The following is a 23331-nucleotide window of genomic DNA, read 5'->3' as shown; positions in this document are numbered from 1 at the left end:
AAACGGTCGTTTCCCGACATTTCTGAAAGGATGACAGACATGGAACGGTATAGTTGGATGCTTATTGTAGCAGCTATAGGAATCATAAGCTTGATCGCTTTTTTTTATTTTATCTTTAATGATATGACTAAAATCAACACATTGAATCTGCCCAAAAGAACCTACGTATTAAATTATTCATTATTGATGATTGTTGTAGTGTGTATCATATTGGCTGTCTATCTATATTTTGATGTACAGAAGCAGGTCAATTTGCTAGAGAAAATGGTGTGAGGTGATAGAGTATTAGAATTTTAATATTAACCCATAATATTTTGAACGAGTGTTCAATGCAAGAAGGCTTGCAGAAGTTTAACTTCGAGGTATTTGTATCAAAAACAATGCTTGATATGATGCTGCACACGAATGATCAGTGGGACATTGAGTTTTATCCGATCATTATTCTTAGTGAATCACTGTCCAATAAAGAGTTAGAGGCGATTATTCCCAGATTGAAGGAAAAACAGGCAGTGATCTTCAGAAAATATCTGAGTCAACCGCTTGGAGAAGAAAAGGATGCTTTAAAGGACTGTGACATTGATGAATGGATCGATAGAACTCTACCGACAGATGTCTTGCGAGAATTGATAAGCAAGCACGCTGCGAAAGCAAGGAATCGTGATAAGAATAAACAACAAATCTCCGAACCCTTTGAACAGCTAGTCATGAATTTTACGAAGAATCAAAGGAAATGTTTTCAAAAATTATACAATTCCAACGCGCCGATCATATCGCGAGAAGAGCTTTGCAAGCATATCTGGGGGGCTCAACCAACCAAGTCGAATCTGGCTCAATTGTCTGTTTTGATAAAATCACTGCGCCGAAAGCTTACGGAAAAAGGCTTTCCGCCAGATATTATTGAGACCGTTTGGGGAAAAGGGTATCTGTTAAAAAGAGAATTTTATAGCCTCTATAAAGAAACCTCCAAATAAAACAATTAAAAGAAAACTACTAGTTGAAGTGTACAAGATTACTGTGCGCTTCTTTTTTACACCCAATTTCGAGAGAATAATGTACAACACAAATACCCTGCGACTATAAAATCGCAGGGGTATTCAGCGTCCAGTCGTCATGGATCACGCCCGCTCAGCCAATGGTTGACGATGGCGATGATCAATCCCACAAAGAGCGGTGCAAGGACATATCGAATAAGCTCACTCAACGTTGCATCACCTTTGAACAGAATGCAATACGAATCAATCGTGATCCCGATTGTCCTTACAGGCAGTCAACACTTTGCGGCTTAGAGCACCGATATTCACCATATTAAGTCGGTACCTTAGATATTTTTGAATGTAAAAAAGTTGTTGCGGTACTTCTAGAAGCAGTTTTATCGTTAACAACGAGGCTTCAAAGAATGGATATATTCAATTTTGAAACTACTGGAATCTATCTTTATCAATTAAGAAAAAGACAAAGTATCTATAAATTTAAAGATAGACAACTGATAGTTTTTTTAGGTTTAAAAATCGTGTTATACTATTGTAAGCCGTAAGGAGGGGAGAACATGTTCAGATTAAAAGTAGCTTTTCGTAAATTACGCTTACAAAGAAAACAACTGAAAAATTTGCGCACAGACAAGAATCATGCTAGATACTCTGAACAGCAAGAGGTTCTTCGTTTGTTACTAGGACATCCGTCTGTACTGTTCAGTACGGAACGAAAGGACACTTCTTCCAATCATTTATATAAATATGTAAACGGACTTTTAGTGACAGCGAAAAACGACAAAATGTATCGTTATACTTTGAGGTTGTTAGAAAATGAGTAATAATTTGGAGTATCTAAATGAACGCCTAGAAATGTTGAATGAACAAATGAAACAGCAGGACATTTATTCGGAGGTTTACTTGATTGGTGGATTTGCTGGTAGAATTTTGTTGACTGAATTTAGATCAACTTTTGACATTGATTTCATTTTAGAAGAAATCAATGACAATCAGAAGCTTAGTATTTTTAATGATCTGATGGCTGAAAATAATATTGAAGGGGTCACTGTAGTAGAAGTTCCACCGCTTGAAGAAATGGAATTTTCTAGTAAGTTGGAATACAGTAACTTGGTTGTAAAAATACCAACAATAGAGTTTTACGCGATTACAAAGATTTTTAGTGATCGACAAAAAGACGAAGACGATTTAGTTCATCAAAAAATTATAGCAGCTTGTGATCCTGAAAAACTTAGTCAATTAATCAAGCTATACAAAGGCGATATTTTAAATCCAGATAATGCGAATTACAATTTTCACACATTAAAGGATTATTTAAAGAAATACAATATCGAAGCATGACAACAACTTGCGACTAATGATGATGAGATATAAGAAAACAATTCTCTTCATTTTCATAAATAGACAGTAGAAATAATTAAACATACTGAACCAGTATCCACGACATAAGTTCATCTATAATAAGAAATCAATATATCCAACCAACCCCTGCGACCGCAAAATCGCAGGGGTATTCAGCGTCCAGTCGTCATGGATCACGCCCGCTCAACCAATGGTTGACGAGGGCGATGATCAATCCCACAAAGAGCGGTGCAAGGACATATCGAATAAGCTCACTCAACGTTGCATCACCTCCTCTCCGAAGTGGGAGGCTGACGATTGACTGTAACAGATTTACCTACGCATAGTTAGTTAGAGAAAGGCAGAATTTAATTGTTTTTATTTCTATCGGACATTCTTCAAGAAGGGTCTTCTTTATTTTTCCCTTTCTTACCCCAGAGTCGGGCGAGCCTTCGTTTGAAGCCTACATCATCTTTCTCTGACGATGATTGAGTCGGTGGCTGTGGAACCTTGTCAGTAATTAGATTGTTCACTTTTTCTGTACTTACTGATTTCGAATCACTATCACTAACTTGTGGCAAACGAGTAGAAAACTGTGAATTTGGCAGTGAGACAGAAGGGAAACTAGCAGAATTATTCTCATATTTCAACGTGCTTAGTTCTCCGATTTGCGGTGCATTTTTTGTTAATAAATAGGGACCAATTTTCGGTTCTGCATGTACTCCTTCGTTCGCTGTTTTTACTTTTTCACAAGGTTCTTTCTCCTCAGTTTTCGGATCATTTTTCACATCAAAAATCTCTGTTTCTTTGGTAGTTACAATCTTTGCCGTCACAACAGAATCAAATAGTTTTACGCCATCTTGTTCAAAAATATCTAATGTCGTTAGGAGTTCGCAAGCTTCTTTGATCGCTGGTGCTGGCAGATCGGCATTCACATCTTTGTACGTCCAGTTGTGTTCTTTTCCAAGACCATTCGTAAATGTCGCAACTAAATCTTTTTTTACCTGTATCATTTTAGTTTTCCTTTCTCCATTTTTTTTTTTGCGTAGGTAAGTAGTTATTCTCAAGGTTCGTTGGTTTCATCAGGACGGACAAATGATAGTAAGGAACGGCCAATGGACAAGGCTTTTTCGCCAAAGCTTCTTACAGGAAACACTTTTGACGTTAGTGTACGCCATTCAGGTGCCATGAAATAATCCTGAAAATAATAAAAGAAGCGTTTCATCGTGCGTGTTGCCTTGGTATTCATGAAAATCTTTCGGACAAGATCCTTCAGAAAATGAGCAAACTCTTCTGCACCGAGCTGATATCTAACTCTTAGTGCTAGGATGTATTTGATCGTTAAGCTGCTGTTTTGTGTATCGTAATAGTAGTCGGTAATTCTTTTTTCAAGTGTTTTTGATTTCAAATTGAAAAGCTGTCGGTGAGACAAAGTTTGTTCATTCATGGGATTCTTATCCTCCTTTTTCTTAATAGAGGAGTGCGAGCACTCCTCAAGTTTCTGTGATTAGAAAATAATTGTTTCTACTGTTTCGACATATTTTGCGCCGACGATTTCGTTAAAAAGTTTTTCGTCGTCTTTTTCAAATAGGTGAAGCAGGGTGAATCTTTCTAAGATACCGCGGATTTCTTCGGTGGATTTTCCTTCACCAGGATCGGTATAGCTCCATGTTTGAGAACGACCACCGCTGGTTTTAAAGATTGATACGATTTTTTTCATGTACATTTTCTCCTTTTTACTGTTTATTTAGTGACTCTCGATTGACTCGTAATGATCACGCCATCGAGCAGGGTGCCGTCTTTGTCTAAATCCCGCATGATCTCACCTAATTGGATGATTTCATTTTCATCGGGATCATCAACAACATTTGGGAAGGTAATTTTCTTCAATTTCTGTACACCCAATTGAGATAGGTGAACTTGTAATTTGGTGCCAAGCTTTTGTAACATTTGAACGCCTCCATGTTTTATATTTTGTTCCGGCCGGTGACTAAAGAATAGCGGAATCCCAAAAAAGGCACGATGTGGGAATTCGATGCAGCACCCTCAATTTCGAACTTTTACACCTCAGAAACGTTGAGTTACCGTTTGAAACCCCAATATTTGGAAGAAAAAGTTGGAAATAGCACTTTGTAAAAAAAGACAACCTGTGATTCAGCACTATCAATAATGACAAAAAAAGGAGACCGAACGATTTCTCGTTCAGTCTCCTTTTTTGTTTAGCTCCAATTCTCCCAAGAGAGGTTCTCTGGGTTGTCGACTAATTGATCATAATAGTGGAGGAAGCGTGCGCGTTGGTATCGTCGATTGATTTCACAAGTTCGGGTGACGAATTGATTCAACAGTGTTCGCTTACCAAGACTAATGGAAAAAGTCGTATTCGACAGAGGAACATAGTCACTAGGACAAGTACCTAGCATCGAATAATGAAACGCGTCTTGGCGAATCGCCGCTAAAATACCACAGGCAATCTCTGCACGTAACAAAATGTAGTAACGACTAATCGGCACATAAATATCCGGCCCATCAATCACTCTCGCGTAATACTGATTCTCTACAGTATAGATATCCTCGATTTTGAGCGGATTGATCCAGATCGTATGGTGAATCGTTTCTAGTGGAAATAGGGTGAAGTAAGGACAAGCCCAAGGAAACTTGTATTTCCCGAACTCCCCGATGTCCTTAAGAACCGAAGCAAGGATGCTGTACTCCGGAAAACAGTGGGCAAAGGCGAAATGCTGCAAGGTCTTTAAGGCGCTTTGCGAGCTGCAAAAGATCCCATTCGTGGTAAATAGGATAACACCAGAACGCCCAGGAATCGGCACGATACAGGTGATCTCGTGAGCCTTCAGCGGATCAAAAACAGTCGCCGCTCTGAGGTACCGTTCCCATAACGGTGACCAGTTCCTATCATCTAAAATAGTTGTTCTACGTACTTTTTTCATATATAACTCCCCTTTCTTTTGGAAGCGTTTTATAACGCCTCTAATAAAAAAATATAGGAAAAAAATTAAAAGTGGAAGAACGAGTTTATGCGATGTAATAAAGAAAAATGGAAAAAACGATTTTATTTGTTATTTATCAAAAATGAAGAAATAAGACTTGAACATTATTTTTTAAAAGGGTGCATATTTTTTTTCGACATAAAAAAAGGTATATTCTCAACGTTCTGGAGAAGATACCCTCAGTTATTTAGGTGATATTGATTTGCTATAGATGTTATTTTCATTTAAATTATTACATAGTTTAGTTAAAACTAGGAATAAAATTCTTTCTAAAAAACAATTATCTAATAAAAAGATGAATTGATTTGATTTAATTATATGATAATGCCTAGGAATAATCAATATATAGTTTTAATTTATTAAAAAAAGACATATTTAATATTCTGTTAACAGAGAATCACATTAAAAAGAAGTTGATTAAGGCGGAAATCGTTTAAAGTAACGAAATATTTACCGTCAATTAAGCCGTCAGGAGGAAAGAATTATGCGCAAAGGTGAAAATATCTACAAAAGAAAAGATGGACGATGGGAAGGACGATACAAAAAGGGGTACAAGGCCAACGGACAGATTAAATATGGTTATATCTATGGAAAAGCTTTCCAAGAGGTACGGATCAAGCTGTATTCCTTGAAGGCACACTACCATACACATCGTGAAATTTATGGGGATGCCTGTATTCCATTGGAGGAATGGGGAAAAGAGTGGCTGCAAGAAATTCAAAATGAGATAAAACCTTCTACTTATAGTTCCTATCGATACAAGTTGGCGAAGTATGTTTTTCCTTTTATCGGGCACCATTATTTGAATGAACTAACACCAGATATCGGGAAAAAGTTGGTCACCAAATGGTCTGAGAAAGGATTACATCTGTCTACGATGAAAGTAATTCTGCGAATAACAGGCAAATGTTTAAACGCCGCAAAAGAAAATAAAAAGATCAAAGATAATCCGTTCTCGGAGTTAAAATTACCAAAATCTCGTAAACCAATCATTCGTGCATTAACGAAAAAGGAACAGTTCAATCTTGAAAAGACTGCTTTAAAAGAAAAAACTGGTAAGGGATTACCGACTTACTTAGCACTATATACAGGTCTGCGCATTGGAGAAATCGCTGCATTAAAATGGAGCGATATTGATTTTGAACGCAATCTGATTCAGGTGAATCAGACATATCAACGAATCGCCTTAAAATTAAAAGATCAAAAGACACAACTGGTCATTGGTTCAACGAAAACCGATTCAGGTATCCGCTCAGTTCCACTTAGCAAATCTCTTCGGAAGGAATTAATGAAGTATCGCCGCAAATCCAAAGGAATTTTTGTCTTCTCTACGAACAACCATCCGATGGAGCCACGGTTACTAACTTATCACTTTCATCGAATCCGAAAGAAATGTGGATTAGAAGATATCCACTTTCATCAACTACGCCATACGTTTGCGACTCGTTGCTTGGAAGTACAAGGCGATATCTTATCCGTTAGTGCACTGTTGGGACACGCTTCGACAAAACTAACATTAGATACTTATGCGGACTCAATGTTGGAACAAAGAGTAGAGGTCATTTACCAAATGGAAACCGCAAATAGAAATTATAGTTAAATAGCTGGCGTTTTTTTAAAGATATTCAGCTATTTGGTGAGTCTTTTTTGCTCCATCGAAGTAAGCGCTTACTTAGGTTTGTTAAGCAAATATTTATTTTTTTACCGAAAAGTTATTAAAAAGAATAAAGTGAAATTCACAAACATACGTAAAAGCCGTCAGGTACCGTCATCCATCGCTTGTAAACGTTGGTATGACGGTGTTTTTAGTCTGATTCCTAGTTTTAACTAAACCCAGATAAAATTCTTGATTTGTCATTAAAAGTTAGGCCCATTGCACTTATTTTAGTATCGAATGTACTGTATGTACATTTTTGATATACAAAATTAAATTATTTTAAGGAGAGAAAGAGATGAATAAGAAGAAATTAGTGACAGGTTTGTTAAGTACGGCATTTTTAGGGGGCGTATTAGTGACTACTGCATTACCGGCAGATGCGGCGACTTATGGTAGTCAATCAAATGGTTCGGTGTCATTTAAGAAGGGGACATTGGTAACACCTCCAATCACACCACCCGTTGTTCCACCAGTGACACCGCCAGCTTCTGATTTTGGCTTAATTTATGTACCAAAAGAATTTAACTTTGCGGAAACTGCCGTACCTTCAACTGTGCAAACTACCCCTACAACAATTACAATTGATGCGAACTGGGAAGGTAGTCCAGCAACGAATACTGGTGGAGTAGGAACAACAAACCCGGCAACCAAACACTTCTTGGTCGGTGATGTGCGTGGTACGCGTGCTGCTGGTTGGAAATTAGAAGCGAAATTAACAGCTGATTTGCAAGATAGTGGATCAAGTAAAACATTAGCAGGAGCAACAATTACCATGTCTCAAAGTATTAATGAAATGAATCCGACTGGTTGGGTTGCAACACCGACTACAGCTAGTGCAACCGTTCATACACCTGACACAGTAACTTCAGCAGTGACATTAAGTACGACTAGTTCAACAATCATGAGTGCTTCTGGCGAAACTGCAGCAAGTGCGGCTGACGGTCGTGGTGAAGGGTACTGGCAAGGAGAATTTACTAGTATCAATCTAAATGTTCCAGCAGCAGCGATGAATGCGGTCGCAGCAGGTGAACAATACGAAGGTACAGTGGATTGGACATTGACTGATTCAATTTAAATAGGAAAAACGACAGGCTGAAGTTGCACCGCAGCTTCAACCTGTTCTTGTCTAAAGGAGCCAAACATGAAACGACTACTCCCGATTTTAAGCTTAGTAGTATTGATTCTATTTCCCAGCATCACTTTTGCGGAAGAAGGAAAAGAGTCAAAAGGGATTACAGAAAATGAAAAACGTGCCGGCTTCACGGTACAAGCGGTCTTACCAGATAATCAGATCAATGATCGGATAAGTTTTTACCATCTATTGATGAAGCCAGAACAAAGCCAAACGATTCAAGTGAAAATCATGAACACTTCTCCGGAGAAACAAACGTATAAAGTAGAAGTGATCAATGCGGCAACGAATCGTAACGGCTTGATTACTTATGATAAACGCGAAAAAAAACCGGATAAAAGTATGAAGCTTCCGATCACAGACGTAGCAAAACCAAAGAATAAGGAAGCAACTGTGGATGCTTTTTCAGAAGGTCAAGCTGAAATAGATATTCAGACTCCCGCAGAGCCATTTCAAGGAATCCTTCTTGGCGGTATAAGAATCTCATTGAAATCGGAAGGAAAAGAAGATGATTCCAAAGGGATGTCAGTGAAAAATACGTATGGTTATGCAATTGGACTTGTCTTAACTGAACAGGATTTTGCGCCTGTGTATGGAGAAACGGACTTAAAGCTGACAAAACTTCAACCAGAAATTGATTATGGCAGTAAGGTTCTAGAAGCAAGTATTCAAAATCCTCATCCAGAAGCCATGCAAAAGCTAACCGCAGAAGGGAAAATCGTTCGTAAAGGTCAAAAAAGTACGTTGGCGAAGAACAGTCTCGAAGACGTAAAAATCGCACCGAATTCAGTTTTTCCATTTCAAATTGATTGGGGAATGCAGGAAGTTTCGGCAGGTGAATATACCTTTATCGGAAAGATCAAAGGCAAAACGAAGACATGGAATTTCAAAGAAGATTTCACCATTACTCGTGAAATGGCCGAAAAGATGAACAAGCAGACCGCTTTCCGTATTTTCATTCCAAGCTGGTGGATGGTCAGTTTTTACGTCGTTGGTACATTGACCGCTGTCGTGACCGCTTGGCTCATCATTCGCCTAATCAAACGAAAGAAAGGAAGGGAGATGCATGAAAAAGAATAGATTATGGGTTGTGTTTGTCGGGTTGTTTTGTTTGGGAACTAGTGGCGCTACAGTTGTATATGCAGCAAGTCAGACAACGCAGAATCATGTAGGAGTCGGATTTGTGGGCTCTACCAGTTCGAGTAGTACAACCTCTTCTACAAGCAGTTCAAGTTCTACATCTAGTTCAAGCACATCCAGTTCAACTAGTTCGAGCAGTATTGTACAAAGTTCCACTTCATTGCCAGATACTAACAAAAAGGAAAATGGCTTTTTGTGGTTAGGGAATGGTGGTGGGGGATCAAGTGGTACGACTCGGTATTATGCAGATGATAAATTGTTGCCCAGTACAGGGGAAATGGTTCATTTAGCGTTACCATTTGCGGGTGTTTTCTTACTTATGTTGATTTTCTTCTATCTTAAAAGAGAGAGGAGAAAAGTGCATGAATAAAGTATTGAAAATAGTTATGGCATTTCTAACTTTCTTAGGAGTGGTTATTGAAGTTGCAATTGGGCCAGAGGTGAATGCTGCTGTATCCGTAAATGTACCTGAGAAAGATGTTGGAATCAAGATCTTAGCAAAAGATGGGACAGAGCTATCCACTCCACTAGATATTTCAGCAGATTTGGTCGAAATATTGACTTATTCAGATGGATATGGCTATGCGACTTTTTCTTTCCTTAGTAATACGTCAGCAAATATAAGTAAAGCAAATCCTTTAATGAATGACTTTTCTATAAAATTACCTGCATATAGCAGGAGTACTTCCTATCCAGTTATGAATGGGGCGCGAACTATTAATAGATATCTTTCAAATATCAAAATAACAGGTGTGAATGCTCGGCATATTAAATCATTCGTCTGTCAAGGTGGGAATACATTTAATTATTATACGTGGTCTCAAAGGAATAGCAACCTCCCTGTAGAATCAACGGCAAGTTATTCTGAAAATAAGGTGACTGATCTTTTTGTTAAACAAAATGATGATTCATATTTATATGACTCTAGTTTTGGGTACACTGTTAATGGGATAAAATACAAACGTCTGGGCCTTGGGGCCATAGAATTAGGTGAACAGAGCGGAAATAATAATGCGACTATCGATAGAGCCTACACAATTTTTAGTGAGCAAGGAAATACAAATTATTACTATGCAAACCTTCATAGGGTAAAGGAAGTTTTTGAAAATCTCTCTGGAGGACTAATTAATCCGCCATCTGGATATACTCAAAATAGGACATCGGATGTTACGTCTGATCCGTTCAATTATACGATGTCTGGCGGAAGCACATTACCTAAGACCTATGTGAGTGGTTCAAACATTTATACTTATCAAGGTTGGTATAAAGGAGCGGGGAATCAAGCTTCTATTGATACCACATATCCACCGAATGTCTCTTTTGGATCTGAATTTGATGATTCCAAAGATGAAGTGCATATTGTTTATGATGTAAAAGCGGCACGAACTGTTACAGAACAATATATTGATGAAAGTAGTGTATTTGTTGATCCTTCTTGGAATGGAACGAGCTCCGTTCCTACGGGTTCAACTTTCACGCAGACTCCTGCTGATCCGAAAACCGATTCAGGTGGCGCGGATTGGGAGTATCAGGGCTGGAAATTAAGTACGGAACCGATGAGTGCGATGCGGCCTAAAACGACTCCTGTATCCCAAGTAATCAATGCACATACAACTATTCAATATGTCTATAGAAAGAAACAGCATACGTTAATAGAGAGAATTGTGGATGTTTCTGATGGAACGACCCTGATCGGGGTTACGCCAAATCCTAATACGGTATCTACGGATGATAATGATACCTATACGAAGACGCCAACTGCAACCCTGACGGATTCTTCTGGGGACGATTGGAACTATGATGGTTGGGAAAATGTCACTGATGCACTAGGAACCGTGAATTCTGCGGCGACACCTGTTTCGATTGCTAATGTAAAAGGAAACAAAGAAATTAAGCACCACTATCGTTTGGCAAAAACTACGGCGACATTGGATTTGACACCAAACCCGCAATTAGTGGGGAATGGCGGTACTGTGAATTGGACATCTAGGTTAACCAATACTGGATTAACTGCACTTAAGGATTTGAAACTAAAAGCCACAAGCAACTGGGCTTCTGGTCTGTCTCATCCAACGCAAGTAACGATAACTCCGGCAGGTGGTTCACCTGTGAACTTTACGGTTTCACCAGGAGATTGGACAAGCGGATTTAACTTGACAGGGATCAGTATTCCAAGTAGCGGACCAAATAACTACGCGGGTATCACGTTTACAGATACCGCTACAGGTGCGGTGAACCAAGTCTTGCCAGCAGAGATCGAAATTGATGGGAATATGGCCAGTCCGATGACCGCTGAAAATTTTGTTCGAATTGATGATCCAGATGAACCAAATTTGAAGCCAACCGGTAATGCTGGATTGATCAATCTTCCTGATTTTCGCTTTGGCGCCGTGGAAGTGAAGCCATATGCACAGACGAAAGGGTTAGACAGCAGTTCGTATCAAGCTGGTTATAATCCATATATCCGTTATATGGATCAGGAAAGTTTAAGTGGCTGGTCATTAACAACTAAACTAGGTCAATTTATTAGTGGTTCAAAGACCTTACCAACAACGACTACTATTCAATTGAAAAATGGTGACTTGAAAGAAGTGCAAAATTACAACAAGCATAACGAATCATTATCTAGTATCAGTTCAGCAGGAAACAAGTCTATTCCTTCTGATAGTACCACTGTAGCACTAACAAGTGGTGCAACACAGGGCGTATATCAACTAGACTATTCGTTTAATGATGTTGAGTTGGATTTATTGGCTCATTCAGGTGTCGCTGGTTTAAGTTATACGGCAACGATGGATTGGACGCTAACTACCGCACCATAGAAACAAGGAGTGAGAGAGATCTATGTACAATTATGTCTGGCTATCGGCAGGAATGGGCGTCATTGTTTTGTTCCTAGCAGTCTTTTTCTTAGTCAAAGATCTGGCCTTTTGCGAGCAGACAGGACAAAAGAAACTGACGTATCTACTAGCCAATTGGGGAATGTTTTTACTAGCCGTTGCTTGGGTCGTAATGAGTATTAGTCTTTACGTCATGATCCAGCAGCAATTAACCAACTAAACAGGACCGCTCGAGTGATCGGGCGGTTTATACATATCAATTTGTCGTCTTGGATTCCATAAAAAAGAGGTGGAAAATGAATCGAATCTTGATCTTAACGAAGAATATTTCGGTCGAAAGCTATTTGCAGGAACAGCTCCAAAAGTTAAATTACGAAGTGTTGGTGTCCGTCTCTATTTGGGAAAATTGGGAGAACTCTGGCAGAGTGGATCATTTCATGAAGTCGTTTCAATGGGTCTTTTTGAGTGAGACCATCTCAGATACTGAAGCGAAAGCATTTGGCGAACAATTTAGCACAGATTGTTTATTACGAATTGTCGGAGAAGAACCAACAGAAGAGGCATCATCAGAATGGAACAACTGGCATATATTTGATTGGATTTTAGCAAGTACCTCTTTAGAAAGGCTGCGCGAAAAATTAATCCATAAGACGCTTTTAAACCAGATCGAGTTTAGTAATGGTCAGATGGTTCAGCCGTTTTATGGCGACCAACCGCTATCGGATTTTAAGAAGAAAGCTTTTCCGCTTTATTTTTCGGACATTCATTTCACCAAACTGGAAAAAGGTATTATTAATCGGCTAATGGCGGCGGAAAATTTGTCACTAGCTAGGGATGAATTGTGCCACGGTTGGCGATCGAAGAATCAAAACTCTAAATTGAGCCAATTATCCTCATCTGTGGCGAGAATTCGTAAGAAGGTAGCGGAAGCTTATGGAATAGAAGATGCGGTAATGACGCTTTGGGGTGAAGGCTATCAACTAAATGCTTATTTTTATCAATGTCTGATGAAGGGCGAGTATCGAAATTATCCCAAAAGCATCAGTATCTAAACTATGAACCAATCAGAAAGAAGGAATCCAAATGAGTCAGATCCTACTATTAACCAATAATCCAATGAACGAACCAACCTTTGAAAAACGCCTGAGGCAATTGGGGCATGAAGTGTTTATTTCGAGAGAATTGATTGACCTATGTCTGATGGAAGACGCCAACAACGAATTTATTAAGATGTTTCATCAGATTATTTTAAGCGAGACATTGGCGAATGCCGAAGTGAAAGAACTGGTGCGGACGTTAAGTTCATACTCGATTCCAATCTTTAGAAAATCGGACGAGCGAGTGCCTGAGACAGAGTTAGAAGAATGGAAAGAGCTTGGTGTAACCGAATGGATCGAGAGTCGTCCATCGATCGAATCGTTGAGAGAAAAACTTAGCTGTAACAACGTCAGAAAAGAGGGCAAGATCGTCTTCCTACCAAAATCTGAGGAGAAACGTCCTCTATCCGCTCTAACATTGAGCGGCGGAGAATTAAAACTGTTCCGCATTCTTTATGAACAAGAAAAGCAAACCATCTCGCGAGAAGAAATCTGCCTGCGGATGTGGAATAGACAGAAAAGCAACTCCAGCATGTCCCAACTATCTGTAATGGTGAAGCATTTGAAAGACAAACTGGCGAGCCAGCATATTCAAGGCCCGATTATCGAAACCTGTTGGGGAAGAGGCTACCGGCTGGATGAAACAGTTTATGAACAGGTCTATTTAGACGCAGATGAGTTGAAGTATGGGAATGAATGAGGGAATACAAAGTAAAGCACCTGGCTATCCTTGGAGATCTGAGGAAGGCAGGTGCTTTCTTCAACTGTTTGGATATCTTAATCAGAAAAATAAGGAAATCAATCAAGTCGACATTAAAAAAAAGCGATATAGTTGATATGACTGTTTCTACAATCGTTACAAATTATCTGAAGCTTTACTTATAGTCGAAAAATTGATTCTAACTAATAGATTAATGATCGGAAGGATTTCCAATCATTAATCTATTGATATACACCTAAAAGATAAACTTTTTATGAATGAAAAAATCCTGAAAAATCAAAGATTTCAGGATTGGATGTGGATAACACCTATGGGTATAACCAAAACAGACACTATTAGTACTTATGAATAGTTAAAATACAGTTCTGTAATCGAGTAACTGATAAAATTCAAACCTTTAGAAGAGGAGAGGTAATTTTATCGTGCCACTTATTTTGAAATATTTATACCTTATTTAGTTCTCAAACGGGGGGAATAAGGACAATAATCCTGTTGCTGCGATCACACGTTGGAGCCTTACCGGCTTCAAAAAAGGACAGTTGATAATCAATGCAAGATCCGAAAGCGTTGAACAGAAAAAGACATTAGCTAAGCCTTTCCAAGAAAGCCGCTGTGAGTTTCTCATGAGCGGATTTTATGAATAGAACCAAGATAAAAAGAAATTTCTTTTTACTGAAGTGAAGGTAATGTATGTGGCCGGTTTTTATCGTATTCATCATTCCGCTGAAGGGATAGAAACTGAATCAATCATAACGACTACAGAACCAAATCAATCAATATCGAAAATTCACTATCGCATGCCGCTAATAATCGAAAAGAAAGATATCGGCAGTTGGATCGCTGACAGATATTTTGCTAGGGATCAGATAAATGCTGAAATACCTGATTTGAACAGTAAATTAGCTTTATAGATCTGAAGAACCATCATAATCGTAAGTAGGTCTATTTATTCTATTAATCCAAAGAAGAAACAGTGCATCTTTTAATAGTGCACTTTTTTTCTCTACAAGTTTTTGATTCGGGCAATGATAATTATAAAAATATAAGTAATTATTAGTTACTTAGGAGTGAATTTATTCCTTCGATTTGTTGTTTTGGTTATCGAGGACGATCGAAATATGCATAACTAACAAGCTTATTTTGATCAGTAAGGATAACAAAAATATGATAGTATTTAATGGCTTTGGTTGCTGTAAATTTGTCGATAATTCTGTACAACTAAAAAAATTTGATAGAAAGGTTGTAAAACAGGGGATGTCACCTGTTTTTTTTTAAGGAAATAAATTGAAAGAATTATGAAAGCTCATATTGCACAAAGCATGCATATTATTGGATAACAAAGTATGTAGATTTGGAAGCGTTTTTAAAGTATTTTGAGAGTGTAAGGGTGATGAATATGAACTTAGAAGATAGGAATAACCAAATATTAATGGAACTAATAAATAACCCCCAAATTACTAGTAAAGTTTTATATGAAAGGTTCGATCTATCAAGAAGTCAATTGAATTACGCTTTAAAAAAAATCAACGATTTTCTAGAGGATGGAAAACTACCGCAAATTAAAAGAACCAAAAAAGGGTATTTTTTAGTTCCCAATGTGGTAATTTCTGCATTTGGAGGGGGTAAAGAAAAAGAACATGAGAAGATAGAACACTATATATTTTCAGGACAAGAAAGAATCTGGGTAATTGAATTATTGATTTTGGCCAAAGATGAATATTTATCTTTGGATCATTTCATTTTGGAATTAAAGGTTAGCAGAAATACTATTTTGCGAGATTTAAGAAAAGTTGGGGAAGATGTTGGGAAGTATGACTTGGAACTAAAGTACACCCGGCAGAAAGGCTATCATTTTCATGGAGATGAATGGAATAAACGAGAGTTGCTATCTGTGACCTTGATGAATTTGGCAGAGATTCACGATGGAATCAATTGTATTAGCCAATTTTCAAAAATTGACATAGATCTGGTTGAAGTTTTCAAGAAACGTATCGGTTTAGTTGAAGAAAAACTGAATATTCAATTTACTGATGATCGCTTAAAGGTTTTACCGCTATTAGTCATTCTAATTATTCGGCGAGCGAAAAGAGGAAAACAAATTTCCTACAATTTCAAAATTAATGACTTTGAGCTTGCTGATACAAAAGAGTTTTTAGCAGCAGAACATATTATTTGGGATGTCGATAAGATTAGTAGAAATGAACGAGTGTACCTGACGCTGTTGTTGCTTACAACTAATTTATCTCAAGCGAACATTCTTTCAGTTAGAGAAATGGATAAGTTAAAAGAGGCCCTACTTCAAGTGTTAAACAATTTTGAGAAAATATCGGGCCTTAGTGTTGAACGAAAGGAAAGGTTGTTAGAGCGGTTATTGATTCATATGAGACCGGCATATTACCGAATTAAGTATCATCTAAACTTACAAACGAGATTTTACCAAGAAAATAAGGACTCCGATTTATTTTCATTGTTTTACTTAGTGAAAGAATCTAGTGAACCACTGGAAAATTTTTTTGGAGAAGCAATACCAGATCCAGAATTATTCCTGATTTCATTATTCATAGGCAGTCATATTGTCGAAAGCACGGAGATCATTCGGGATGAGAACAGAAGACGGGCAATCATTGTTTGTCCGAACGGAATCTCAATTTCGTTATTGCTAAAAAATACGCTGCAGAATTTATTACCAGAAATCGACTTTGTAGAATTGATTTCTGAAAGAAAATTCTATCGAAATAATTACGAAGTTGACTTCATTTTTTCGGCTATTCCTCTGGAAACAGAGAAACCTGTTTTTGTTGTAAACAATTTTTTAACTGATCAGGAAAAGAGACAGCTAAGGGAACGCGTATTACGTTCCGTGTCACTATCTCAAAACACTGTCATAAATCCAGAAAAAATCATGTCATTGATAAAGAAATATGCAGTGATTTCTGATGAAGAAAACTTATATCACGAACTATTAACGCTGTTTACTCCAAAAGATTTCGAGATGGTAGAGAAGAAAAGGATTCATTTAATCGACACATTGAAAATTGATACGATCCAACTATTTGATGATGAAATAGAGTGGTTGGAACTTCTTGATAAGTTGGCATGGCCATTAGAAAAGCAAAACGTTATTAGTAACAATTTTGTGAATGCTTTAAAACAAGAGATGCCTATATTGCCTCAATATACGGTTTTACGGAACACTATCGGTCTACCCCATACAATGTGTGAAGCAGGAGCGTTAGGCGTCGGACTCAGCATGGGGATCGTAAAAAAAGGAATCCTCACGGAAAATGGCTCAAAAGTGCACACCGTTGTTCTATTGGCCTCTAATGATAAAGATAAACATGTTGATTTGATTTTTGAATTGATGAATTTAGCAGGTTCAGAACAACTGAAAGAAATTGAAGAGGCAACATCTATCAATGAAATACTCACTTTGTTAGTTGATTTTAGTGATGAATATTGGAGGAATTAAGAGATGGCAAAAAATGACAAACTAAGTTTTTATGTGAAACCACCTTTGATTTTTGTTCAAGGAAATTTTTCGAGTCCTGTCGAAATCTTTGAACAGGTCTATGAACAAGCGTTAGAGCTAGGCTGGGTCAGAAGTGATTTTCTCGAACGGATAAAACAACGAGAGGAGATATTTCCGACAGGCATTCAATTGGAGAAATATGGTGCAGCTATTCCGCATACGGATGCTGAGTGCATTTTAACCGAATTTGTGGCAGTGATTACCAATAAGAAACCTGTTCAATTTACTAGCATGGAGGACAGGGACAAAAAAGTAACTACCGATATTGTTTTCATTTTGGGGTTAAATCAACCACATGCACAGCTAGAAATGCTGCAATCATTAATGGGATTACTGCAAAATGACAATATTTTAGAGGAAGTTTTAGCATCAAAGGATTCAGAACAATTAATTTATGCAATTAAAAAAATTGAAAAATAAGAGGAGACGATTTGTATGAGAAAGATTAAAGTGTTGGTAGCTTGCGGAGCAGGAATCGCTACATCAACAGTAGTTATGAAAAGGATTGAGGATCTATTAAATGACAATCACATTGTTGCTGATGTTCAACAAATTAAAATTTCCGAAGCAGTATCTAAACAGGAAGGTGCCGATATGCTTATTTCGACAACAATTTTACCAACCCAATACAAAATCCCGGCAATTACGGCATTGGGATATATCAGTGGAATAGGCACAGATAAACTGGATGAAAAAATTCTGGAATTAGCACGATCTGTCGATGAATAATGGTAGTTAAAAATAGTGGCCGCTATTTAAAATAAATATACAAGGAGGATTTATTTGAATGAAAGCGATTAACGATGTTGTACAGTATATCCTGAACCTAGGACCTACTGTTATGCTCCCGATTATGATTCTAATCATAGCACTTATTTTTAGAGTTCCATTTGGGAAAGCATTGCGATCAGGATTAACAATTGGAATTGGATTTGTAGGTATTAATTTGGTTATTGGTGTGTTATCAGATAATTTGGGACCAGCGGCGCAAGCTATGGTCGAACGCTTTGGGTTTCATTTGACTGTGATTGATACCGGATGGCCATCAGCGGCATCTGCTGCATGGGCTTCGCCGGTTTCAGCGGTTTTAATTCCGATTTGCTTGATTGTTAACGTTATCTTGCTACTGCTAAAAGTTACAAAAACTTTGGATATTGATTTATGGAACTATTGGCATTTTATTGCTGCGGGAGCAACAGGGTATATTGTGACCAATGGTAACTGGTGGTTTGCTATTTTATGTGCCGTATTGTATGAGATTGCTTGTTTGATTATTGCCGATAAAACAGCACCTTTAGTAGCAAAATTTTATGGGCTAGAAGGGGTAAGTCTGCCAACCGGATCGACAGTTGCCTTTGGGCTAGTCGGTATTCCGATCGGCATTGCTATAAGCAAAATTCCTGGTCTAAACAAGCTGCATGCTGATCCAGAATCAATTCAGAAACGGTTTGGTATTTTTGGAGAACCAATGATGATGGGAATTATTATCGGGGCAGCCATTGCTGCACTAGGCGGTTATGATATTGGCGGCATCTTGAAAATGGGTATCAACATGGGAGCAGTCATGTTCTTAATGCCTCGGATGGTAAAAATTCTAATGGAAGGTCTAATTCCGATTTCAGAATCGGTCAGAGACTTTTTACAAGAACGGTATGGCGAAAGAGAAATTTATTTAGGATTAGACGCTGCGGTTACCACGGGACACCCAGCAAACTTGGCGACTGGATTGCTTTTAGTTCCGATAACTTTATTTATTGCTGTTATATTGCCAGGGAATAAAGTGTTGCCTTTTGGTGACTTAGCGACGATTCCATTTTATGTTTCTCTAATTGTTGCGCATCGGAAAGGGAATATCATTCAATCGGTATTAACAGGAACGGTTGTAATAGCATTGGCATTATATATGGCTACTAATTTCGCTCCTGTTCACACAGAAATGATGCGAGGAGTGTATGAGTTTCCTAAAGGCGCAACGCAAGTATCTACCCTCGATATGGGCGGAAACTTCTTAAACTGGGTAATTCTGAAATTCTCTCAACTGGTTTCTGGAATCCTTTAATTTTTGATAGTCATTTCTGAATTAAGGGACTCTAAAAAGGGTCCCTTGATTTATTTGAAAGAGAGGAGCTTTGTCATGAAAGCCGCATTGTTAAAAGGGTTGAATAAATTTGAAATAGAAACGATCGAAAAACCTATTCCTAAAGAACATGAGGTACTGGTAAAAGTGAAAGCTGTAGGAATTTGTGGATCTGATATTCATAAAATGCAGAACGAATGGAAATATGAACTGCCCATGGTTATGGGGCATGAATTTTCTGGAGTCGTTGAATCAATAGGAAGTAATGTAAAAAGAAGTTTGATAGGCGACCGGGTGGTTGTAGCGCCTCTAATTCCCTGTCATGAATGTGTCTATTGTGAATCAGGAAAATATCAGTTGTGTGAAGACTACACCATGATAGGATCTCACCGATATGGCGGCTTTGAGGAATATGTAACTGTTCCAGAAGAGAATGTGATTAACATAGGGGAAAGCATTTCCTTTGAAGAAGCCGCAATGATTGAACCATTAGCGGTAGCGGCTCATGGTGTCATGGGGTTAGATTCTAAAATCGGAGATATAGTAGCGGTATTTGGACTAGGAACAATCGGAATATTAACGGTTCAGTGGTTGCGATTAACAGGCGTAAAAAAGATTATTGGGATAGATATCGATTCAAATAAGATAAACGAGGCGAAAAAATATGGCGTAACGGATACGGTAAACCCTTTAGAAGAATCAATAGAGAAAAAAATATTTGAGTTAACGGACAATCTCGGGGTCGATATTGCTATCGAGTGTGCCGGCTCCAAGATTACCGAGGAACAGTGCCTGTTAATCACAAAAAAAGGAGGCAAAATCGGCTATCAAGGTATCGCTTATTCGGATATTCTATTACGCCAACGAGCCTTTGAAAATATTTTTCGAAGAGAATACACAATAAATGGTTTCTGGAATTCCTATTCTGCCCCTTTTCCAGGAAAAGAATGGATACATTCTGCAAAATTTATCGAACAAGGAAAAATAAACTTAAAGGATTTGATTTCGCATCGATTTCAATTGACAGAAATTCAACAAGCATTTGATCTGACAGTGAATCGTGAAGAATCTTATAACAAAGTAATGATTTTTCCGGAAGAAAGCAAAGGGGATGAGAAATGATGAAGGGTATTTCAAAACAAGCTCCCGGCTATGATCAAATGGCATTTATCGACCTTGCTGTACCTGAAGCAATAGAGGATAAGATCTTGATCAAAGTCGCATATACCGGTATCTGTGGGTCAGATATCCATACGTTTAAAGGTGAGTACAAAAATCCAACGACGCCAGTTGTGCTGGGACATGAATTTTCTGGACAAGTCGTTGCAGTAGGCGACAAAGTAACAAGCGTCAGTGTTGGCGATCGTGTGACCAGCGAGACGACGTTTAATGTCTGTGGGAAATGTGGTTACTGTAAGGAAAAAAAATACAATTTATGCCCCCATCGTAAAGGAATCGGGACGCAACAAAATGGCTCGATGGCTAATTATGTGTTGGCACGGGAAGAAAGTATTCATTTATTACCAGATCACCTGAGTTACGAAGGGGCAGCGATGAGTGAACCTTTAGCTTGTTGTGTGCATGCAATGTATCAAAAGAGTCGTTTAGAACTAAAAGATACCATTATTATCATGGGACCTGGACCGATAGGGTTGTTTTTATTACAGATCGCCAAAGAAATCGGAGCGTTCGTTATTATGACAGGAATCACGAAAGATGCGCACCGCTTAGAATTAGCGAAAAAAATGGGAGCAGATGTGATCATAGATACGATGAAAGAAGACTTAGCTAAAATAGTTGCTGGAGTAACTAATGGCTATGGCGTTGATAAAGTATACGACGCCTCTGGAGCGGTGACGGCTGTAAATGCCAGCTTGCCATTGATTCGCAAACAGGGGCAATTTGTTCAAGTTGGTCTATTTGCCAATAAAATGGTAGACCTAGACACGGAATCGATCATTCAACGAGAGATTGAATACATCGGAAGTCGTTCGCAGAATCCTTATGATTGGCCAATCGCCATTCATTTGTTAGCCAAAGGTGCAATTAATATCGATGAGATGATCACAAAAAAATATCCATTGACTGATTGGCGTGAAGCATTTGATAAAGTGATGGATGGCAATGAGATCAAGGTGATGATCGAATCAAATCCAGAAGAATTTTCTGACTAATAGAAAATTAATTAAGGGGGGAAGGCATGGAAAGTTGGTTGGGTTTGGATAATAAGGTGATTATTGTAACTGGTGGTTCTGCTGGGATCGGGTGCAATATCGTCAAATGTTTGATAGAAAACAACGCACTAGTGGTGAACTTTGATTTAAAGAGTACGGATCAAATCAAACAAAAAAATTATTATTTTTATAAAGTCGATGTATCAAAAAAAAACGAGGTTGATCAACAAGTAGCTCATGTTTTTCAGAAATTTGGCCGGATTGATGGTCTAGTAAATAATGCAGGAATAGCCTTACCAGGTATGTTAATAAATCCTGATAATACTGGGAAGTATGAATTGACTGAAGAACTATTTGATCGAACTATCTCAGTTAATCAGAAAAGTGTATTTCTAATGAGCCAAGCAGTAGCTCGTAAGATGGCTATAAAGCACTCCGGGGTGATTATAAATATGTCTACTGAAAGTGCTATGGGTGGATCAATCGGACAAGGATTTTACGTAGGAACAAAGGGCGCCATTAATAGTATGACTTGTACTTGGGCAAAGGAGCTAGGAAAATATAACATCCGAGTATTAGGCGTAGCTCCAGGTATTATGGAGGAAACTGACCTGCGATCTGAATGTTATGAAGAAACATTAGCTTTTATTCGAGGAATATCGTTAGAAGAATTGAGAGAAGGCTATATAAAAGCTTCTAGTATCCCACTAGGCAGAGCTGGGAAGTTAATGGAGGTTGCAGAAGTAGTTGCCTTCTATTTGTCGGAACACGCCAGTTATTTAAGTGGTATTATCACAAACATAGCTGGTGGAAAATCTAGGGGATAGGAGAATAAGAATGGAGTACATGTTGGACACCGTCTGTTTAGATAGTATTGAAAATTATATGGATGTAGTACCAATTAGGGGAGTAACTTCTACACCGAGTATAATCAAAAGAGAAGGGAAAATTGATTTTTTTCCTCATATGAAGAGGACGTTGGAAATAATTGGGAACGATCGTACTTTGCATATGCAAGTCGTTGCAAAAGAACTTGATGGAATGGTTGATGATGCAAGAAAAATTTGGACCTCGATCGGAGAAGAGGTTTTCGTAAAAATTCCAGCGTCAAAAGCTGGCCTGAATGCACTAAATATTTTAAAAAAAGAAAATGAACATTGTAGAATTACAACTTCAGCAGTTTATACAAAGCTTCAGGCCTTTCTAGCATTAGAATCAGGGGCTGATTATATAGCCATCTACACTAATAGATCCGAAAATATCGGTATTGATCCTTTTGATATCATTAGCTCAGCCAAGGAATATGCCAGAAGAAACACATTGGATGGAAAGATCATGGCCTCTAGTATTAAGAACATAATGCAAATTACAGAAGCAATAGATTCCGGAGCTGATGCAGTAACTTTTTCTCCCGAAGTATTAGAGGCGTTCTTTGATTTATCAGCAACTAAACAAGCAATAGATCATTTCACAAATGATTGGAAAGCTCTTTATCAAACAAGAAGTATTTGATACATCCTATAAAAGAGACTGTAACATAATCGCTGTTGTTAATTGGAAAAAATTGTCTTTCGGAAAGCAGCAATGAAATGCACCTTATCATGTATACGGTTAAACAAAAAAACTACTATT

27 protein-coding genes and 1 pseudogene are annotated in these 23331 nt (G+C 38.1%); 21 read left to right on the top strand and 7 right to left on the bottom strand.

Going from position 1 to position 23331, the window contains the following annotated elements:
- Window positions 1–39 precede the first annotated feature (39 nt).
- Both I585_RS15130 and I585_RS15125 read left to right on the top strand, forming a co-directional pair.
- Window positions 40–273, top strand: coding sequence for a hypothetical protein (locus I585_RS15130; protein WP_010741536.1), 234 nt, complete (start codon window positions 40–42; stop codon window positions 271–273).
- Window positions 274–329: 56 nt separating this feature from the next.
- The gene (locus I585_RS15125) at window positions 330–971 is read left to right on the top strand and encodes a winged helix-turn-helix domain-containing protein (protein ID WP_010741535.1); all 642 of its coding nucleotides are present in this window, start codon (window positions 330–332) and stop codon (window positions 969–971) included.
- Window positions 972–1108: 137 nt separating this feature from the next.
- Here I585_RS15125 and I585_RS23880 read toward each other — a convergent pair whose 3' ends face one another.
- Window positions 1109–1201: a type I toxin-antitoxin system Fst family toxin gene (locus I585_RS23880; protein ID WP_111945258.1), complete on the bottom strand. Its 93-nt coding sequence runs from the start codon at window positions 1199–1201 to the stop codon at window positions 1109–1111.
- A gap of 345 nt (window positions 1202–1546) precedes the next feature.
- Here I585_RS23880 and I585_RS15120 point away from each other — a divergent pair, with 345 nt between their 5' ends.
- Together I585_RS15120 and I585_RS15115 are read left to right on the top strand one after the other, a co-directional pair.
- Entirely contained in the window at window positions 1547–1810 is a 264-nt protein-coding gene (locus I585_RS15120) for a hypothetical protein (protein WP_010741533.1), read from the top strand.
- Entirely contained in the window at window positions 1803–2327 is a 525-nt protein-coding gene (locus I585_RS15115; protein ID WP_010741532.1) for a DUF6036 family nucleotidyltransferase, read from the top strand. The genes I585_RS15120 and I585_RS15115 overlap by 8 nt, the downstream gene beginning before the upstream one ends.
- Window positions 2328–2514: 187 nt before the next feature.
- On the opposite strand, the gene I585_RS23875 is transcribed toward I585_RS15115, so the two are convergent.
- The 6 genes from I585_RS23875 to I585_RS15090 form a co-directional block, all read right to left on the bottom strand.
- Window positions 2515–2607, bottom strand: a complete 93-nt coding sequence (locus tag I585_RS23875) for a type I toxin-antitoxin system Fst family toxin (RefSeq protein ID WP_111945260.1) — start codon at window positions 2605–2607, stop codon at window positions 2515–2517.
- 118 nt (window positions 2608–2725) lie between these two features.
- Window positions 2726–3340, bottom strand: a complete 615-nt coding sequence (locus tag I585_RS15110) for a DUF2922 domain-containing protein (protein WP_010741531.1) — start codon at window positions 3338–3340, stop codon at window positions 2726–2728.
- A 50-nt stretch (window positions 3341–3390) separates the two neighbouring features.
- Window positions 3391–3774, bottom strand: a complete 384-nt coding sequence (locus tag I585_RS15105) for a hypothetical protein (RefSeq protein WP_010741530.1) — start codon at window positions 3772–3774, stop codon at window positions 3391–3393.
- A gap of 60 nt (window positions 3775–3834) precedes the next feature.
- Window positions 3835–4047, bottom strand: a complete 213-nt coding sequence (locus I585_RS15100) for a DUF2922 family protein (RefSeq protein ID WP_010741529.1) — start codon at window positions 4045–4047, stop codon at window positions 3835–3837.
- 23 nt (window positions 4048–4070) lie between these two features.
- A complete protein-coding gene (locus I585_RS15095) occupies window positions 4071–4277 on the bottom strand; it encodes a hypothetical protein (RefSeq protein WP_010741528.1) in 207 nt (68 codons plus the stop codon).
- A gap of 269 nt (window positions 4278–4546) precedes the next feature.
- Window positions 4547–5272 (bottom strand): hypothetical protein, encoded by a 726-nt coding sequence (locus tag I585_RS15090; RefSeq protein ID WP_010741527.1) that lies wholly within the window; start codon window positions 5270–5272, stop codon window positions 4547–4549.
- A gap of 544 nt (window positions 5273–5816) precedes the next feature.
- Between I585_RS15090 and I585_RS15085 the strand changes: the two genes are divergently transcribed.
- From I585_RS15085 to I585_RS15005, 17 genes and pseudogenes are all read left to right on the top strand, one after another.
- Entirely contained in the window at window positions 5817–6932 is a 1116-nt protein-coding gene (locus tag I585_RS15085; RefSeq protein ID WP_010741526.1) for a tyrosine-type recombinase/integrase, read from the top strand.
- A gap of 352 nt (window positions 6933–7284) precedes the next feature.
- Window positions 7285–8064 (top strand): WxL domain-containing protein, encoded by a 780-nt coding sequence (locus tag I585_RS15080; protein WP_010741525.1) that lies wholly within the window; start codon window positions 7285–7287, stop codon window positions 8062–8064.
- Window positions 8065–8130: 66 nt separating this feature from the next.
- On the top strand, window positions 8131–9201 hold the full coding sequence (locus I585_RS15075; RefSeq protein WP_010741524.1) for a WxLIP family cell surface protein: 1071 nt from the start codon (window positions 8131–8133) through the stop codon (window positions 9199–9201).
- Window positions 9188–9631 carry an LPXTG cell wall anchor domain-containing protein gene (locus tag I585_RS15070; protein WP_010741523.1) on the top strand — a complete coding sequence of 148 codons (444 nt, stop codon included), beginning with the start codon at window positions 9188–9190 and terminating at the stop codon, window positions 9629–9631. The genes I585_RS15075 and I585_RS15070 overlap by 14 nt, the downstream gene beginning before the upstream one ends.
- Window positions 9624–12083, top strand: a complete 2460-nt coding sequence (locus I585_RS15065; protein ID WP_010741522.1) for a WxL domain-containing protein — start codon at window positions 9624–9626, stop codon at window positions 12081–12083. The genes I585_RS15070 and I585_RS15065 overlap by 8 nt, the downstream gene beginning before the upstream one ends.
- 22 nt (window positions 12084–12105) lie before the next feature.
- On the top strand, window positions 12106–12321 hold the full coding sequence (locus I585_RS15060; RefSeq protein ID WP_010741521.1) for a hypothetical protein: 216 nt from the start codon (window positions 12106–12108) through the stop codon (window positions 12319–12321).
- A 76-nt stretch (window positions 12322–12397) separates the two neighbouring features.
- Window positions 12398–13153 (top strand): winged helix-turn-helix domain-containing protein, encoded by a 756-nt coding sequence (locus I585_RS15055; protein WP_010741520.1) that lies wholly within the window; start codon window positions 12398–12400, stop codon window positions 13151–13153.
- A 31-nt stretch (window positions 13154–13184) separates the two neighbouring features.
- On the top strand, window positions 13185–13898 hold the full coding sequence (locus tag I585_RS15050; protein ID WP_010741519.1) for a winged helix-turn-helix domain-containing protein: 714 nt from the start codon (window positions 13185–13187) through the stop codon (window positions 13896–13898).
- Window positions 13899–14419: 521 nt separating this feature from the next.
- Window positions 14420–14830: pseudogene (locus I585_RS22965) on the top strand (SOS response-associated peptidase family protein).
- A gap of 479 nt (window positions 14831–15309) precedes the next feature.
- Complete coding sequence (locus I585_RS15040) at window positions 15310–17388, top strand: BglG family transcription antiterminator (protein WP_010741518.1); 2079 nt, start codon at window positions 15310–15312, stop codon at window positions 17386–17388.
- Window positions 17389–17391: 3 nt separating this feature from the next.
- Entirely contained in the window at window positions 17392–17868 is a 477-nt protein-coding gene (locus I585_RS15035; RefSeq protein ID WP_010741517.1) for a PTS sugar transporter subunit IIA, read from the top strand.
- 15 nt (window positions 17869–17883) lie between these two features.
- Window positions 17884–18177, top strand: a complete 294-nt coding sequence (locus tag I585_RS15030) for a PTS sugar transporter subunit IIB (RefSeq protein ID WP_010741516.1) — start codon at window positions 17884–17886, stop codon at window positions 18175–18177.
- A 58-nt stretch (window positions 18178–18235) separates the two neighbouring features.
- Entirely contained in the window at window positions 18236–19507 is a 1272-nt protein-coding gene (locus tag I585_RS15025) for a PTS galactitol transporter subunit IIC (RefSeq protein WP_010741515.1), read from the top strand.
- Between the two features lie 75 nt (window positions 19508–19582).
- Window positions 19583–20647, top strand: a complete 1065-nt coding sequence (locus I585_RS15020; protein ID WP_010741514.1) for a galactitol-1-phosphate 5-dehydrogenase — start codon at window positions 19583–19585, stop codon at window positions 20645–20647.
- The gene (locus I585_RS15015) at window positions 20644–21699 is read left to right on the top strand and encodes a zinc-binding dehydrogenase (RefSeq protein WP_010741513.1); all 1056 of its coding nucleotides are present in this window, start codon (window positions 20644–20646) and stop codon (window positions 21697–21699) included. The genes I585_RS15020 and I585_RS15015 overlap by 4 nt, the downstream gene beginning before the upstream one ends.
- A 26-nt stretch (window positions 21700–21725) precedes the next feature.
- Complete coding sequence (locus tag I585_RS15010) at window positions 21726–22526, top strand: sorbitol-6-phosphate dehydrogenase subunit (protein ID WP_010741512.1); 801 nt, start codon at window positions 21726–21728, stop codon at window positions 22524–22526.
- A 10-nt stretch (window positions 22527–22536) separates the two neighbouring features.
- Entirely contained in the window at window positions 22537–23211 is a 675-nt protein-coding gene (locus tag I585_RS15005) for a fructose-6-phosphate aldolase (protein ID WP_010741511.1), read from the top strand.
- Window positions 23212–23331 lie beyond the last annotated feature (120 nt).

The sequence above is a fragment of the Enterococcus malodoratus ATCC 43197 genome (assembly GCF_000407185.1).
In the GTDB taxonomy this organism is placed as follows: domain Bacteria; phylum Bacillota; class Bacilli; order Lactobacillales; family Enterococcaceae; genus Enterococcus_A; species Enterococcus_A malodoratus.
This window is presented reverse-complemented; position numbering and strand designations above follow the sequence as displayed.